Raw genomic sequence first — 14023 nt, forward strand, 5'->3', positions numbered from 1 at the left:
AGGGGTGAGCCTGCGCCCGTGGGCTCAGGCCCCGGCGGTGAGGTGGGCGGCGGCTTCGCGGCACTCCAGGGCGGTGTCGCGGACGTACTCGTCGGGGTCCGAGGCCGCCGCGCGCTCCAGGGCGGCGGAGGTCCCGGGGTGGTCCGGCCACTGCCAGGCGAGCATGGTCAGCGCCTGGCTGCGGACGTTCCGGCCGGGGTCGCCCGACGCCCGGGCGAGCACGACGGCCTCGGCGTCGTCGGGGGCGAGTACCGCGTAGTGGCTGAGCGCCGCGCCGCGGACCGTGGAATCGGGGTCCGCCGTGACGCGGTCCAGCAGGATCAGCACCGTCTCGCGGCGCGAACCCCGGTACCGGGCCAGCAGGTTCAGGGCCTTCAGCCGCAGCTGGGAGTTCTCCGAGCCGGTCGCGGTCCGGGTGAGCAGCCGTACGGTCTCGGGGCCGTCGGCGTCCAGGAGGGCGAGCCCCTCGAAGGCGCGGCGGCGCGTGCTCGGGCTGCGGTCGTGCGCGGCTCGGTCGCGCAGTACCGGCAGGACGGTCGGGGCGTCGGTCCGCCAGCGCGCCAGTTCGCGGACCGCGGCCTCCCGCACGCTGTTCTGCACGTCGCCGACGGCCCGGTCGAGGAACAGCGGCAGGACGTCGGGGTGCCTCGTCCAGGCCTCCGCGAGGGTCTTGAGGGCGTCGGCGCGGACCGAACCCGTCCGGCCGTCGGCGGCGAGGTCCAGCAGCTGTGCGAGGTCGCCCCGGTCCCTCCGCCAGAGGGCCGCGCCCGGGACGTGGTCCGGCCGGAGGTGCGCCAGGTCGACGCCGGGGAACGACGGCCGGGTCATGGCCGCCTCGATCTCCGGCAGCAGGGGCAGCACGTCCGGGTGGTCGGGCCACCCCTCGGCCAGTTCGATCAGCACCTTGCGCCGGAGCGAGGTGGAGGGCCGGCCGGCCGCGAGGGCCAGCAGCGACGGCACGATGTCGGGGTGGTCGCCCCAGCGGCGGGCGAGCGCGGTGACGGCGGAGGCGGTGTTGTTCGGGGAGCTGAAGGCGGCGAGCGCGAGCGAGCTCTCGATGGCGGTGTGGCAGGTGACCGCCACGGTGATCTTCACATTGGTCGACGAGGTGAACTGTCCGTGGAGGTGGAACCACCGGAGGTAGCGCTCGCGGCCGGTCCAGGACGGGATCGAGCTCAGGGCGGAGAGCGCGGCGAGGAGCGCGTCGACCTGGAACGCGAAGGTGCTGTACCCCGAGAGGCAGCCGGTGAGGCCGTCGATCGCCCGGTCGCTCTGCGCGCGCAGCAGCCCGATCTTCCGCACCTCGGCCAGCGACCGGATCGCGAGGACGAGCGAGGCCTCGTCGCGCCGGTCCAGCAGGTGGTCGATCGCCGCCCCCGCGTCCGGCTCGCTCAGCTGGTTGACCACGAGCAGCAGCACCTCGTGCCACGCCGGGTCGTCCGTCCGGCGGGCGAAGACCTCCTCGATCAGGCCCTCCGGCGTCCACTCCCGCCGCACCGTGTAGCGGTGGACGATGTCCTCCGCCGCCAGGTGCTCCAGGAACGCCCGGTGCACGAAGCCGTACACCTCGCCGCCGTAGCGGGCCAGGATGAAGTTGCGCTCGCGCAGTTGGTCGCGCAGGGCCCGGGCGGCGGCGAGGCACTGGTGCGGCGGGAGACCGAACTGGGTGAAGTACTCCTGGAACACCGCCTCCAGCTCGGCCGCGTGGATGTGGTTCCCGGCGATGCCGCCGGTGCCCTCCTGCATGCGGCGGGCGAGCAGGCGCAGCAGTTCCATCCGCTCGCGGTCGTCGAGGAGTTCGATGGCCTCGGCGGCACCGGGCTTGAGCGGGACGCTCAGGTGCTTGGTGTCGCGGTCCCAGTGGGCGACCAGGACCCGCACCGCGTGTTCGTAGACGCCCCGCCGGTCCCGGGGCAGCGTCTGGCGCCGCCCGATGATGGCGAGGATGGTCAACAGCAGCGGATTTCCGGCGAGTTCGCGGATCGGGCGGGAGGCGTTCACGGCCCCGGTGATGCGGTGGACCAGGCGGGCGGCGAGGTCGGGATCCGCCGGGCAGGCGATCGCGTACCAGCGGCGGGCGAAGTCGGCGATCCGGCCGGGGTCCAGGTCCTGCAGCATGAAGTGCGTGAAGCCGGCGCCGCCGAGGGCCGCGCGCTGGTAGCCGATGACCCGCGAGGTGACGACGACGCGCGCCCGGTCGTACCGGGCCGCGAAGGCGGCGATGCGTTCGGCGGTGGCGGCGCGGACCCCCGGGTCGAAGAGCTCGTCCAGTCCGTCGAAGACGATCACGACCCGCCCCTCGTCGAGGAGCCGGCGCAGCTCCGGCCCGGGGAGGGACATCCCGGCCACCCGGTGGCGGTGGTCGAGGAAGTCCTCGAACGTCCGCTCGCGCCACTGCCCTTCGGCGTACTGGCGCAGTTCGACCACCAGCGGCACCAGCCCGTCGAGCGGGGCGAGCGGACCGGCGCTGTCCTGGGAGAGGGTGAGGGCGAGGTAGCGGGCGAGGGTGGACTTGCCGGAACCGGGGTCGCCGAGCAGGACGACCCGCTGGCCGCGCGGTCCGGTCAGGGCGGAGAACGCGTCCTCGGTCGGGCGGTCCAGGTAGTCGTCGCGCAGCTGCTCGAAGGCCGACTGGGCCAGCCCGGGCGGGAGCGACTCGCCCATGAACTCCCCGTGCGTCACGAGCCGTTGGACCAGCTCGCGGGGCAGCTCCACCGGCGGCGGGTCCTCCCGGACCTGCGGGGTGACGAACACCTCGCGCAGCTCGACCACCGGGTGCTCGCCCTGCTCGGAGAGCGGGGTGAGCACCTCCAGGTCGAGGCGCCCGTACGTCTCCCGCACCCGGCGGGCGTACGCGGCACAGGCGGCCGCCATCGACCCGGCGGTGACCGGCGGCTCGTCGGCGCAGGTCAGGTTGATCGTCCCGCCCTGGTAGACGTGGCCGGTGATCGTGTCGACGGCGATCCGGTTGACCGCCGAAACCTCTGGATCCCCACCCATGGCGCCTAGGCTAGCCGCTCCACGAACTTCCTTTGCCACGGCGTTTCGACGGCGTGCCGGCTGTAGTGCTCGCGCACGTACGCGACCGCCTCGGCGGCCGGGACGCCGTCCAGCACGGCGATGCAGGCGAGCGCGGTGCCGGTGCGGCCGCGCCCGCCGGCGCAGGCGAGTTCGACGCGTTCGGCGGCGGCGCGCTGCCAGGCCTCGCGGAAGGCGTCGGCCGCGTCCGCGCGGTCGCCGGGCAGCCGGAAGTCGGGCCAGCGGACCCAGCGGTGCTCCCACGCGATGCCCTTCGGCGGCCGGCCCAGGAGGTAGAGGCCGAAGGTGGGCCGGGGACCGGGCGGCGGGGGGAGGCTCAGGCCGCGGCCGCGCAGCAGGCGGCCGGAGGGCAGCCGCAGGAGGCCGGGGATGTCGGGGGGCCAGGCGGTGGTCGGCGGGGCGGTGGGGTCGGGCGGGGTGGTGGAGCTGGTCGGGTCGGTGGGGTCGGTCGGGTCGGTGGGGTGGGTCGGGTCGGTCATGGAACCATTCTGTTCTGTGGGGCGCGTCCGGGCTCAGGACGCCACGTGCAGCCCCACCGTGCCGCCCGGCATCCCGGCGCGGTGGGCCAGCGCCGCCGCCTCGCCGCGCGAGGCCACACCCAGCTTCGCCAGGATGTTGGCGACGTGGAACTTCACCGTCGACTCGCTGATGTGCAGCGCGGCCGCGATGTCACGGTTCCGGCGGCCCTGGGCGAGCTGGTCGAGGACCTCCGACTCCCTCGGCTGGAGGCCGTCCAAGGGGTCGCCGGCGGTGGCGCCGGCGGTGGCGTGGGCGGGTTCGGGGAGGGAGAGCGGCAGGTTGACCGTCACCGTGGTGCCCCAGCCGGGGACGGCCTCCACGGTGCAGCGGCCGCCGAGGGCCGCGATGCGGTCGGTGGTGCGGTGGACGGCGAGGGCGTCGACGGCCAGCACGCCCAGGCCGTCGCCGCGGACCACCGCCCGCAGGGCGTCGTCCGGGGTGAACTGCCAGCTGACGTGCAGGCGGGTCGGCTTCTCCTGCTCCAGCATCAGTAGGACGGCCGCCCGGACGGCGTCCCGGGCGGTGTGCGCGGCATCGGCGGGGACGGAGCGGGTCGCCCCGGCCGGCGGCGCCGCGTCCAGCCGCACCCGGGTGTGCCGCAGCAGTGGGCGCAGTTCCCGGGCGAGCCGGGCGAAGGCGGCGTCGGCGGGTTCCTCGCTCAGCGTGCGGTCCAGGTCGGCGCCCCGGCGCAGGTCGAGCAGGGCGGTGACGGCCAGTTCGGTGGCGCTCCGGCGCGCGGTCGCGTCGTCCAGATCGGCCGAGCGCAGCGGCGCCAGGATCGCGCTGAGCGCCGCGCTGTGCGTGCCGGTGAACTCGGCGATCGCCCGGGCGCGGGCGTTGGCGGAGGCGCGGGAGGCCGCCGCGTGTTTGGGCCCGGCGTCGGTGGCGCGGTGGTCGGAGTGGGCGATGACCAGGTCCCACAGCTGTTGCAGGACGGCGAGCGCTCCCGGCGCCACGGGGGTGGCGTCGGCCCGGACGAGCACCAGGACGGCGCCGCTGCCGCCGTCCGTCCTGCCCCCGTCCGTCCGGTTGCCGTCCGGTCCGCCGGCGCTCGCGGTGGTCGAGACGACGACCACCGGCCGGCTGCGGCCCGCGAGTCGGGCCTCGCCCTGCCAGGGGCGGCCGGTCGAGGTGGTCGCGGTGGTGCGCTCGGCCAGCCGGGACAGCTCCAGGCTGCTGACCCCCTCGGTCAGTTCCGGCAGGCCGTGGGCGTGCGTGGGGGAGTAGGTGCAGACGCCGCTGAGCTGGGCGACGGCCACGTGCGGGACGAGCGTGCCGAGCATCTGGGAGAAGCGGAGCAGGAGGTCCGGCCGCGGCGTGCGCAGGACCTCCACGGCCCGCGCCAACGCGTCCTCGGGGCGGCCCCAGGACTCCTGCCACTTCTCGTCCGAGCTGGTCGCGTTGCCCGCGTTGCCCGCGCCGCCGAGGCCGCTCGTTCCGCGCCGGCCGTCCACGCCGTTGGCACCGTCCACGCCGTTCACACCGTCCATGTCGTCGAGCCTAGTCCGGCCGTGACCGGATCCACCTGGCCGTTCGGACAGGTCGAACCGGCCGAACGGCAGGGTCCCCGGTCGCGGCTTTGTGCTCAGGATGGGAACCGTCGGACGAAGCAACTCCCCGAAACCCCAAGGACTTCCCATGACCAAGGCGATCGCGTTCCACGAGTACGGCGGCGCGGACGTGCTGCACCCGATCGACATCGAGCTGCCCGCCCCCGGGCCCGGCCAGGTGCGGGTCGCGGTCCGGACGGTCGGCGTCAACCCGCTGGACCACAAGGTGCGCAGCGGCGCGATGGCCGAGGTCTTCCCGGTCACCTTCCCGGCCGTGAACGGCTATGAGCTGGCCGGTGTGGTGGAGGCCCTCGGCGAGGGCGTGAGCGGGTTCGCGCCCGGCGACGAGGTGTTCGGCGCCGTGATGGGCGGCGGCTACGCCGAGCACGCGCTGGTGCCCGCGGTGATGCTGGGCCGCAAGCCCGCCGCGCTCGGCTGGGAGGAGGCCGCGGCGATCCCGGTGGCCGCCGAGACCGCCGATCGGGCGCTCGACGTCCTCGGCGCGCAGGCGGGCGAGACCCTGCTGGTGCACGGCGCGGCGGGCGGGGTCGGCACCGTGCTGCTGCAGTTCGCCCGGGCGCGCGGGATCACCGTGATCGGCACCGCGAGCGAGGCCAACCACGACCACCTGCGCGAGCTCGGCGCGATTCCGGTGACGTACGGCGAGGGCCTGGCCGAGCGGGTGCGGGCGATCGCCCCGGGCGGGGTGGACCGGGCGCTGGACGCGGCCGGGCAGGGCGGGGTGCTGCCGCTGTCCGTCGAGCTGACGGGCAGTGCGGACCGGGTCCTGACCATCGCCGACATCGTGGGCGCGGAGCAGTACGGCATCCGTTTCACCGGTGGCGCCGAGGGCGTCGAGTTCCACCACCAGCGCGCCTACGCGGCCGCGCTCGCCCTGCACGAGGCTGGCACCCTGCGGCTGCCGCTGCACCGGGTGTTCCCGCTGGCGGAGGCGGCCGAGGCGCAGCGGGTCAGCGAGCAGGGGCACCTGCGCGGCAAGATCGTCCTCACGGTCTGACGGCGGATCCGGCGGCCGCCCACCCGCACCGGCCGCCCACCCGCGCGGGGTGGTGCGGCCGTGCGGGGTGGTGCGGCCGTGCGGGGTGGTGCGGCCGTGCCCGCCACGGCTCAGGGGGGAGGAATGCGAAGAAAGGCCAGAGTGGTCTTGTTCTTGTCGAACTTGCACGTTCGAGGGGAGACCGTTTGATTTTCGGGCATCACCGTCCAGTCGATGTCGCAGATCTGAGCCCTGACGTCGACGAACTGATAAGCGCTCGTGGACACCGGCGCATCGACCGTGGTGTTGATCTCCCCGGTGGAGTCCGGTTGCAAGACGCTGCTCACGATCACATCGCACGGATTGTTGTCCCGCGCGTTGCAGACCGCCTTGGAGAGGCAGTCGTCCAGGCGCCAGTAGTGGGCGTCGGAACACGTCTGAACCAGCGGATACGTGCGAGGCACCGCCTGGACGATCAGGCCGACCTTGTCACCGTCGGCAATCCTCGACGCGGCGATCGTGAGTGAGAGGTCCTCGGTCGATCCGTTGCCTTTCATCACGGCCGAGATGCTGGGATTGGCCGCGGAGACCTGGCTCCTGACCTCCAGGCGGGCAGCGGCGAAAGTCGCGATGGCGGTGAGAATGACGGAGCAAATGAGCAGGATCGAGGTGATTCCCGCCCGCACCCCCGGTCGTGCCGGCGCCGGGCGCTGACGACGCGTTCTCGCGGCGATCCATGCGAACGCCACTGTCCAGCCGCACCACTGGAACCCGAGCAGCACCGTGAGGACGACGAGCGCGACGGCCGAGAAGATGGCCCAGAAGCAGGCGTCGCCCGTGCTCTGCAACGGGATGGTGATGGTGCAGATCACCACGGGTGTCAGGGCGATGCAGGCGGCGAAGACGGCCGGAACGAAGTAGGGCGGCATCGTCTTGCTGTTCGGCAGGAAGATGGCCACCACCGCGGCGGTGAGGGCGAGAAGCATCAGGCCACCCACCAGCGTGGCCTCAAGCGGATCGTTCCGCAGGACGGCGGTGACCTCGGAATTGCGAAGGCCCAGGAGGTTGAGGGCGCCGACGAAGGCGGCCAGGAGGAATCCCAGGCCGTTCTTCAGTTTGTCGATCGGCGAGTTCTCGGGTGGCGACGCAGACTGGGGAGTGGTGGTCGTCATCGAGGAAACCCGCTCTCTCGCCGGTGCATCGGGTGGAAGGGTGGCGCCTGGCGCGTGTTCTTCCCGGCGCGACGGCCCTGGATGCCAGGAGATCACTCGGTCGGGCGGAAAGCGGAACTCGACGGACTGAGTGAGGGGCTTATCGGCCTTTTCTTCCCTATGGCTGATGATATTTCGAAGGCCTCTGACCTGGACGCCGGCGGTTCAGCCACTCGCCGGCGGAAATATTCGGATGACCCGAGGCGGGCACGTCCCTACGCTCACCCCCATGGACGTCAACGAGCACCTGCTGAACGTGGTCGATGTCGAGGCGACCTGCTGGGACGGGCAGCCACCGCCCGGCCAGGTGAGCGAGATCATCGAGATCGGGCTCACCGTCGTCGACCTTCGCGCAGGCGAACGCCTCGCCAAGCACCGGCTGTTGGTGCGCCCGGCCCGGTCGCGGGTGAGCCCCTTCTGCACCGAGCTGACGGGGCTGACCCAGGACGAGGTGGACGGCGGCCTCTCCTTCGCCGAAGCCTGCCGGACGCTGGCGGTCCAGCACCGGACGGGCTCGCTGCCCTGGGCCAGTTGGGGCGACTACGACCGCAACCAGTTCACCCGCCAGTGCCGGCAGACCGGTACCGCGTACCCCTTCGGCCACCACCACACCAACGCGAAGGTCGCCTTCACCGCCTCCCACGCCCTGCGCCGCCGCCCCGGAATGGCCCAGGCCCTGACCCTGGCCGGCCTCCCGCTGGAGGGCCGCCACCACCGGGGCGACGACGACGCGTGGAACATCGCCGCCCTGGTCCTGGACCTGGCGTCACGCGGCGACTGGCCCCGGTCCTGACCCGGTCCTGGCCCGGAGCGGGCCCGGAGCGGGCCCGGAGCGGGCCCGGAGCGGGCTCGGAGCGGGCTCGCACGACCGGCACCGGTTCCCGGCGCGGACACGCCGCCGTCGACCGCGCGCTCTGCTCCGCCGGCTCCCTGCCCGCTGCTGCCCGGCGTCCGTCCCCGGGGGAGGCGGTCGGACGGAAACTCGATGGCGGGTGCTCGCGGGCCGTGCTGGAGTGAGCGGATGGATCATGACGAGGTGCTCGCCCTGTTCGACGACCGGATCCGGCGCAACGCGCGGCCCGACGGCCCCGGTGTCCGGGTCGAGCGCGACAGTGCGGTGGTGCGGCAGGTGGGCGGGCCGGGTGACTGGAACGGTGTGGTGTGGTCCGGCCTGGACGAGGCTGCGGCGGACGCGGCGGACGCGGCGATCGCCGAACAGGTGCGCCACTTCACCGCCCTTGGCCTGGAGTTCGAGTGGAAGGCCTACTCCCACGACCGCCCCGCGGACCTCGGGGAACGGCTGCGCGCGGCCGGGTTCACCCCCGGGCCGGACGAGGCGCTGATGATCGCCCGGATCGCCGACCTGCCCACCGAGGTCGTCCTCCCCGAGGGCGTGCGGCTGCACGCGGTCACCGATCCGGCCGGGGTCGACCTGATGGTGGAGGCCCACGCCCAGGCCTTCGGCGCCGACCTCCCGGGCCTGCGCGGGCGGATGCTCGACCACCTCCGGCACGGCACCGGCACCGTTGGCATGGTCGTCGCGCTGGCCGGCGACCGCCCGGTGTCCGCGGCCCGGATGGAGCTGAACCCCGGCACCGGGTTCGCCGGCCTCTGGGGCGGGGGTACCGTCCCCGACTGGCGCGGCCGGGGCATCTACCGCGCCCTCGTCGCGCACCGTGCCCGGCTCGCCGCCGACCTCGGCTACCACTACCTGCAGGTCGACGCCAGTGAGGACAGCCGCCCCATCCTCCAGCGCCTCGGCTTCGCCCGGCTGAGCACGACGACGCCGTACGTGTACCGGCCGTAGGGCGGGGCTCCAAGCGCGCTCGGTGTCCGCTGTGCCCCTGCCGATCGGCAGGGGCACAGCGGGTGTCGCTGCGGAGGATGTGCCGTTCGGTACATGTGAGGGAGGGGTGGTGGGGGCATCGTTGAGGCATCGCGAACGGGGGCCGTCCGGGCTCCCGGGAAGGGAGCCGTACCGTGTTCCACCTCCGCCGCTCCGGCGTTCTTCGTGCAGTCTCCGTCACCCCCGTCCTGCTCAGGTTCGGGTTCGGGCTCGGGCTGGGACTGGGGTTCGGGCTGGGGCTCAGGGGCACGATCGTGCGGGCGCTCGCCCGGCAACGGTCCGACCCGGAGCCGCACCTGACGGCCGGCGAGCAGGTGGCACTCGCCCGCGAGCCGGACCTGCCCGAAGCAGGTGCTCCGCTGCGCCCCGGTGTCGTGCGCGGCGGTCTGGGCGAGGGCGTACCGGAGCGGCCCGCCGACCGCCGCCACCAGGGGCAGTACGCCCCGCGCGGTGTGCCCCGGCCGGAGTCGGAGCGCCTCGCGCCGGGCGGCGGTGGCGAGCAACAGCAGGCCGCCGGCCCGGCGCCACCGCGGGGAGCGCTGACCGTCACTGACCCGACCGGTGCGCGTGCGGGGCCGCACCGGTGGGGTACGGCTCCGGGGGCCCGCGATCCTCCCGGAAGCCGTCGATCCGGGTTCCTGGACCCTACGACGCCTGCGCCCGCGGTGCTGCCCCGTCGCGCCGATCGCCATCGGTCGGCAGGCCGGTGGCCTCTCCGGGCTCACCGGAGAAGACCACCTCGCCCCGGTGCAGTACGTGCACCACCGCTGCCTCGGTGAGCGTACGCGGGAGCGTCTGCGCCGTGAGCACGACCGTGCGGCCGGTGGCGGCGTCGGCCAGCAGCCGGGCATGCAACCGGGCGGCGACGGCGGGGGCCAGCCCGCGTTCGGGCTCGTCGAGCAGGAGGAGGGTCGGTCGTGCCACCAAGGCCCTTCCGACGGCGACCAGTTGCTGCTGACCGCCCGAGAGGGTGCCGGCCCGGCGGTGCAGCAGCGGGGTCAACTCCGGGAAGAGCTCCAGCACTTCCTCCTGTCCCGGCCGGCCCAGGCCCAGGTTCTCGGCGACGGTCAGCGACGTGAACACCCCACGGTCGGCCGGGACGAGGGCCAGTCCCCGCCGTACCCGCTGGTGCACCGACAGTCCGCCGACGTCCCGGCCCCGCCACACCACCCGTCCGCCCGACAGTGGAACGACCCCGGCGAGGGCGTGCAGCGCGCTCGTCCGCCCGGAGCCGTTGCGGCCGAGCAGCACGGTGACGGCGGCCGACGGGAAGGCGAGGTCGACCCCGTGCAGGGCCTCCAACGGGCCGTACCGGACCCGGGCGGCACGGAGGGCGGCTTCGACGGGCATCAGGTCATCGCTCCCCAGGCCCGGGTGACCCGGGGGTCGGCGAGCACCGTCGCGGTCGGGCCGCTCGCGATCATCCGGCCCTCGGCCATGGCGTACACGGCGTCGGCGAGTTCGGCGACCAGCTCGGCGTCGTGCTCGACCAGCAGCAGCGCCATGCCGTCCTCGGCGAGGCCCCGCAGCACGGACACCAGCCGGGCCGTCTGCACGGCGTCGAGCCCGGCCGCCGGCTCGTCCAGCAGCAGCACCCGGGGTCCGCCCGCCAGTGCCCGTGCCAGCTCCACCAGCCGCAGCACGCCCGTCGGTTGCTCCCCGGCGGGCTCGGCGGCGATGTCCTGCAGCCCGAACAGCCGCAGCGCCCGGGCCGTCCGCTCCGCCACGGCCCGCGCCTCGACGCGTCCGCCCCGCCGGGCCCACCTGGTCACCCAGGTCTGCCCGGTCTGCCCGGCCGGTCCGGACCGCCCCGCCCGCTCGGTCCGCTGCTCGGCACCCACCCGGACGTTGTCGGCCACCGAGAGGGTGGGGAAGACGGCGATCTGCTGGAACGTACGCGCCAACCCGAGCCGTACCCGCCGATGCGCGGGCAGTCCGGTGACGTCCCGCCCGCCGAGCACCACCCGCCCGGCGTCGGGGTGCGCGGTGCCGGCGAGACAGTCGAACAGGGTGCTCTTGCCCGCCCCGTTCGGCCCGATCAGCGCGGTGATCCGCCCCGGCGACGCCACCAGATCCACCCCGGCCACCGCCTCGATCCCCCCGTAGCGCCGGACGATGCCCCGGGCGGTCAGACGCGCGGCGGGTCGGTCATGAGTGTTGCTCATGGCCGTTCCGTCCCCTGCCCTGATCGCCGTTCGGACAGGTTCGCCGGTGAGGCGTCATGAGCGGCGCTCATGAGAGGACCGTCCCTTCTGCAACCCTCTTCGGCAGGGTCGTGACCTCTCGGTCCCGGTGGGTGCACGGCCAGTCGCGCGAGCCCCTCGTCGGCCACGATGGGCCACGATGGGCTACGCCGGCTCCGCCGGGCCGAGGCCGTCCGATTGGCTTCAGGCGCGTGCCTCGCCGAGGGCCGATCGATGGCCTCCCGGCAGACGACCTCACGAACGGGCAGGTGCTCCGCCGCCGGCGTGGGAGGACGACCGTCGTGTTCATCGGACGGAGTCGGGCGATCGAGACCCACGGCGTCCATGTCATGGAGAACTCCGTTGTCGGTGCCGACCGTCGGGAACCGGCGCACACCGAACAGGGCATCGAGGCCGCCTGCGGCTTGGTGGTGGACGGGCTGCCGGCGACCGGTCACCCCGTGGTTCTGGTGCACCCGCCCTGCGATCCGGGCACCCACCAGGCCAACGGCGAGAGCGAAACGACCCCCGAGACCACGCTGTCGGTATGGAGGTCGACCCATGACACTCATGGGTCCTCGTCGGATGGCCGGTGACGCGCCATGAGACTTGCTCATGGCTCCTCGTCGCGCGGTCCCCGGGATGGCATGAGAGTTGCTCATGATGCCCGTTCGTCCCTCGCCTGCCGGGCCGCGATCGCCGCCCGGACCCGGCGTCCCGCTGGGGTGAGGCGCGTCAGGGGCAGCGGCGGGAAAGGTGTCGGGGGCGGCGTCGGGGGTGGGCGGTGCCGGGAGAGGGAGAGGGCGGCCAGGCCGCCGGGAAGGCGGCCGATGACGGTGGCGAGGGCACCGACGGCGACGGCGGAGACACCGGCGACCGTGCCGACGTCGAGGCCGATCAGCAGGGCGGCGGCCAGCACGGCGGCGAGGGCGCTGTCGGCGCCGGCGACGACGACGGCCGCGAACCAGAGGAGGCCGCGCACCGGGTCGAAGTCGACCGGGTCGAAGGCGCGTCCGGCGAGGCCGATCAGGCCGCCGCCGAGTGCGGCGAGTGCCGCGCCCGCGACGAAGGCGAACAGCTTGAGCCCGGGGACGTCCACGCCCGCCGCCACCGCGCCCGGTTCGTGGTCCCGCATGGCGGTCAGGGCCCGGCCCAGGCGCCCCCGGTGCAGGCCCCGGACGGCGAGCAGGCCGAGGCCGAGCAGCAGCAGCTCGGCGAGGTAGAAGGCACGGTCGCCGCTCAGGAAGGACGGGCGGTCGAGCACCAGCCCGGTGGTGGCGTACGGCTGCTGGAAGACGAAGCGGCTCATGGCCATCCCCACCGCGAAGGTGACCAGGGCCAGCGCGAGTCCGCGTCGCCGGATCGCGGGCCAACCGGTGAGCAGGCCGAGCGGCGCGGTGGCGAGGACGGCGATCAGCAGCGCCGGCGCGGCGGGCAGCGGGGGGAGCCCGGGGACGCGTCCGGACATCAGCAGCCCGGTGCCGAGCGCGCCGAGCCCCGCGTACCCGGCCTGGCCGAGCGAGATCTGCCCGCCGTAACCGGTGACCACGACGATCGACAGCAGGACGAGGGCGAGCGCGGGGACGAGCAGGGCGTTGTGCAGGTCGTTGCCCCGGAAACCGAGCGGTAGCAGGAGCAGCACCAGGCAGACCGCCCCGGCAGGTCGCCCGCCGCCGCGACCTCCCGGGCGGCGGGCGGGCAGCGGCGTGGTCCCGGTCCGTTCCCCGCCGAGCTGTGGCCCGGCGAGCAGGGCGGTGGCGAGCAGCGCGATCACGAACAGGTTGGACTGCACCGCCTGGACCAGCGGCAGCAGCTGCCCGGAGGGGTGGAGCCGGGTGAGCTCCGACTGGGCGATGCCGAGGGCCAGCCCGGTGGCGACGGCGACCGGGATGCTGCGCAGCCGGGCGGCGACCGCGACCGCCATGGTCTCCATCACCAGGAGCGGCAGCCCGTACGGGTCGAGGAGCAGGTACGGCGCGAGGGCGATGCCGACGAGCCCGGCGGTGAAGGTGCCGAAGGCCCAGCCGACGGCGGAGACCCGGTCTGCGTCGACACCGGCCAGGGCGGCGAGCCGGCGGTCGTCGACGACGGCGCGCAGGCGGAGGCCGAAGCGGGTCCACCGGGTGGTGGCGAAGACGGTGAGGCCCAGGACGAGGATGGCGGCGAGCTGGGCGACGGTGTCGGGCCGCAGGCGGTGCCCGCCGGGCAGGTGGATCGCGGCGCCGCCGAGCGGGGAGGGGGAGCCGGCCAGCGGTGCCGCGCCCCAGAGCAGGACGGCCACGCCGATGAGCAGCACGAACACGCCGAGCCCGGCGACCACGGTCTCGGCCGGTCCGGCGCCGCGCCGTTGCAGCGGGCGGTAGACCAGGACGTCGAGCAGGACGCCGAGCGCGGGGGCGACGACCAGCAGGCAGCAGGCGACGGCCGGCCAGACCGGCCAGTGCCGCACCACGACGAGGTCGCGCAGCAGGTAGGCGATGGCCATCGCCTGGGCGCCCTGGGCGATGTTGAGCACTCCGGTGGCGCGGTGGCAGACGACCAGGCCGATGCCGCTGAGGGCGGCGGCGCTGCCGACGGTGAGTCCGGCGAGGGCGAGGTCGACGGTGAGGCCGAGCGAGTCGGGGGCGGGGGCGTCGGTCAGCAGGGCGGTGGTGGTGAGCAGAGCGGCGGTGGTCATG

Annotated in this window: 10 protein-coding genes and 1 pseudogene; 4 read left to right on the forward strand and 7 right to left on the reverse strand. The window is 74.4% G+C overall.

Features of this window, described 5'->3' with window-relative positions; all coding sequences use genetic code 11:
• Positions 1 to 24: 24 nt before the first annotated feature.
• The 3 genes from AB0Q99_RS05105 to AB0Q99_RS05115 are packed head-to-tail and all read right to left on the reverse strand — an operon-like array spanning position 25 to position 5048.
• Positions 25 to 3000 (reverse strand): HEAT repeat domain-containing protein, encoded by a 2976-nt coding sequence (locus AB0Q99_RS05105; RefSeq protein WP_363568610.1) that lies wholly within the window; start codon positions 2998 to 3000, stop codon positions 25 to 27.
• A 5-nt stretch (positions 3001 to 3005) separates the two neighbouring features.
• On the reverse strand, positions 3006 to 3518 hold the full coding sequence (locus AB0Q99_RS05110) for a protein phosphatase (protein WP_363568611.1): 513 nt from the start codon (positions 3516 to 3518) through the stop codon (positions 3006 to 3008).
• Positions 3519 to 3551: 33 nt separating this feature from the next.
• Positions 3552 to 5048, reverse strand: coding sequence for a LuxR C-terminal-related transcriptional regulator (locus AB0Q99_RS05115; protein ID WP_363568613.1), 1497 nt, complete (start codon positions 5046 to 5048; stop codon positions 3552 to 3554).
• Between the two features lie 148 nt (positions 5049 to 5196).
• Between AB0Q99_RS05115 and AB0Q99_RS05120 the strand changes: the two genes are divergently transcribed.
• Entirely contained in the window at positions 5197 to 6126 is a 930-nt protein-coding gene (locus AB0Q99_RS05120; protein ID WP_363568615.1) for an NADP-dependent oxidoreductase, read from the forward strand.
• A gap of 110 nt (positions 6127 to 6236) precedes the next feature.
• On the opposite strand, the gene AB0Q99_RS05125 is transcribed toward AB0Q99_RS05120, so the two are convergent.
• Positions 6237 to 7277 (reverse strand): hypothetical protein, encoded by a 1041-nt coding sequence (locus AB0Q99_RS05125; protein WP_363568617.1) that lies wholly within the window; start codon positions 7275 to 7277, stop codon positions 6237 to 6239.
• Between the two features lie 268 nt (positions 7278 to 7545).
• Here AB0Q99_RS05125 and AB0Q99_RS05130 point away from each other — a divergent pair, with 268 nt between their 5' ends.
• Positions 7546 to 8109: a 3'-5' exonuclease gene (locus AB0Q99_RS05130; RefSeq protein WP_363568619.1), complete on the forward strand. Its 564-nt coding sequence runs from the start codon at positions 7546 to 7548 to the stop codon at positions 8107 to 8109.
• 228 nt (positions 8110 to 8337) lie between these two features.
• The gene (locus tag AB0Q99_RS05135; RefSeq protein WP_363568621.1) at positions 8338 to 9123 is read left to right on the forward strand and encodes a GNAT family N-acetyltransferase; all 786 of its coding nucleotides are present in this window, start codon (positions 8338 to 8340) and stop codon (positions 9121 to 9123) included.
• A 684-nt stretch (positions 9124 to 9807) separates the two neighbouring features.
• Here the strand turns inward: AB0Q99_RS05135 and AB0Q99_RS05140 are convergent.
• Together AB0Q99_RS05140 and AB0Q99_RS05145 are read right to left on the reverse strand one after the other, a co-directional pair.
• Positions 9808 to 10512, reverse strand: coding sequence for an ATP-binding cassette domain-containing protein (locus AB0Q99_RS05140; RefSeq protein ID WP_363568623.1), 705 nt, complete (start codon positions 10510 to 10512; stop codon positions 9808 to 9810).
• Positions 10512 to 11267: pseudogene (locus tag AB0Q99_RS05145) on the reverse strand (ABC transporter ATP-binding protein); the annotation flags it as partial. The pseudogene AB0Q99_RS05145 and the gene AB0Q99_RS05140, both read right to left, overlap by 1 nt.
• 380 nt (positions 11268 to 11647) lie before the next feature.
• On the opposite strand from AB0Q99_RS05145, the gene AB0Q99_RS05150 reads away from it, so the two are divergent.
• Entirely contained in the window at positions 11648 to 11941 is a 294-nt protein-coding gene (locus AB0Q99_RS05150) for a hypothetical protein (protein WP_363568625.1), read from the forward strand.
• A 62-nt stretch (positions 11942 to 12003) separates the two neighbouring features.
• Here the strand turns inward: AB0Q99_RS05150 and AB0Q99_RS05155 are convergent, their stop codons facing one another.
• Positions 12004 to 14022 (reverse strand): ABC transporter permease, encoded by a 2019-nt coding sequence (locus tag AB0Q99_RS05155; RefSeq protein ID WP_363568627.1) that lies wholly within the window; start codon positions 14020 to 14022, stop codon positions 12004 to 12006.
• Position 14023: the final 1 nt, after the last annotated feature.

It is taken from the genome of Kitasatospora sp. NPDC086791 (genome assembly GCF_040685975.1).
In the GTDB taxonomy this organism is placed as follows: Bacteria; Actinomycetota; Actinomycetes; order Streptomycetales; family Streptomycetaceae; genus Kitasatospora.

Coding starts and splice junctions, on each gene's coding strand:
- AB0Q99_RS05105 (WP_363568610.1), bottom strand. CDS start 3,000: ATGGGTGGGGATCCAGAGGTTTCGGCGGTCAACCGGATCGCCGTCGAC.
- AB0Q99_RS05110 (WP_363568611.1), bottom strand. CDS start 3,518: ATGACCGACCCGACCCACCCCACCGACCCGACCGACCCCACCGACCCG.
- AB0Q99_RS05115 (WP_363568613.1), bottom strand. CDS start 5,048: ATGGACGGTGTGAACGGCGTGGACGGTGCCAACGGCGTGGACGGCCGG.
- AB0Q99_RS05120 (WP_363568615.1), top strand. CDS start 5,197: ATGACCAAGGCGATCGCGTTCCACGAGTACGGCGGCGCGGACGTGCTG.
- AB0Q99_RS05125 (WP_363568617.1), bottom strand. CDS start 7,277: ATGACGACCACCACTCCCCAGTCTGCGTCGCCACCCGAGAACTCGCCG.
- AB0Q99_RS05130 (WP_363568619.1), top strand. CDS start 7,546: ATGGACGTCAACGAGCACCTGCTGAACGTGGTCGATGTCGAGGCGACC.
- AB0Q99_RS05135 (WP_363568621.1), top strand. CDS start 8,338: ATGGATCATGACGAGGTGCTCGCCCTGTTCGACGACCGGATCCGGCGC.
- AB0Q99_RS05140 (WP_363568623.1), bottom strand. CDS start 10,512: ATGCCCGTCGAAGCCGCCCTCCGTGCCGCCCGGGTCCGGTACGGCCCG.
- AB0Q99_RS05155 (WP_363568627.1), bottom strand. CDS start 14,022: ATGACCACCGCCGCTCTGCTCACCACCACCGCCCTGCTGACCGACGCC.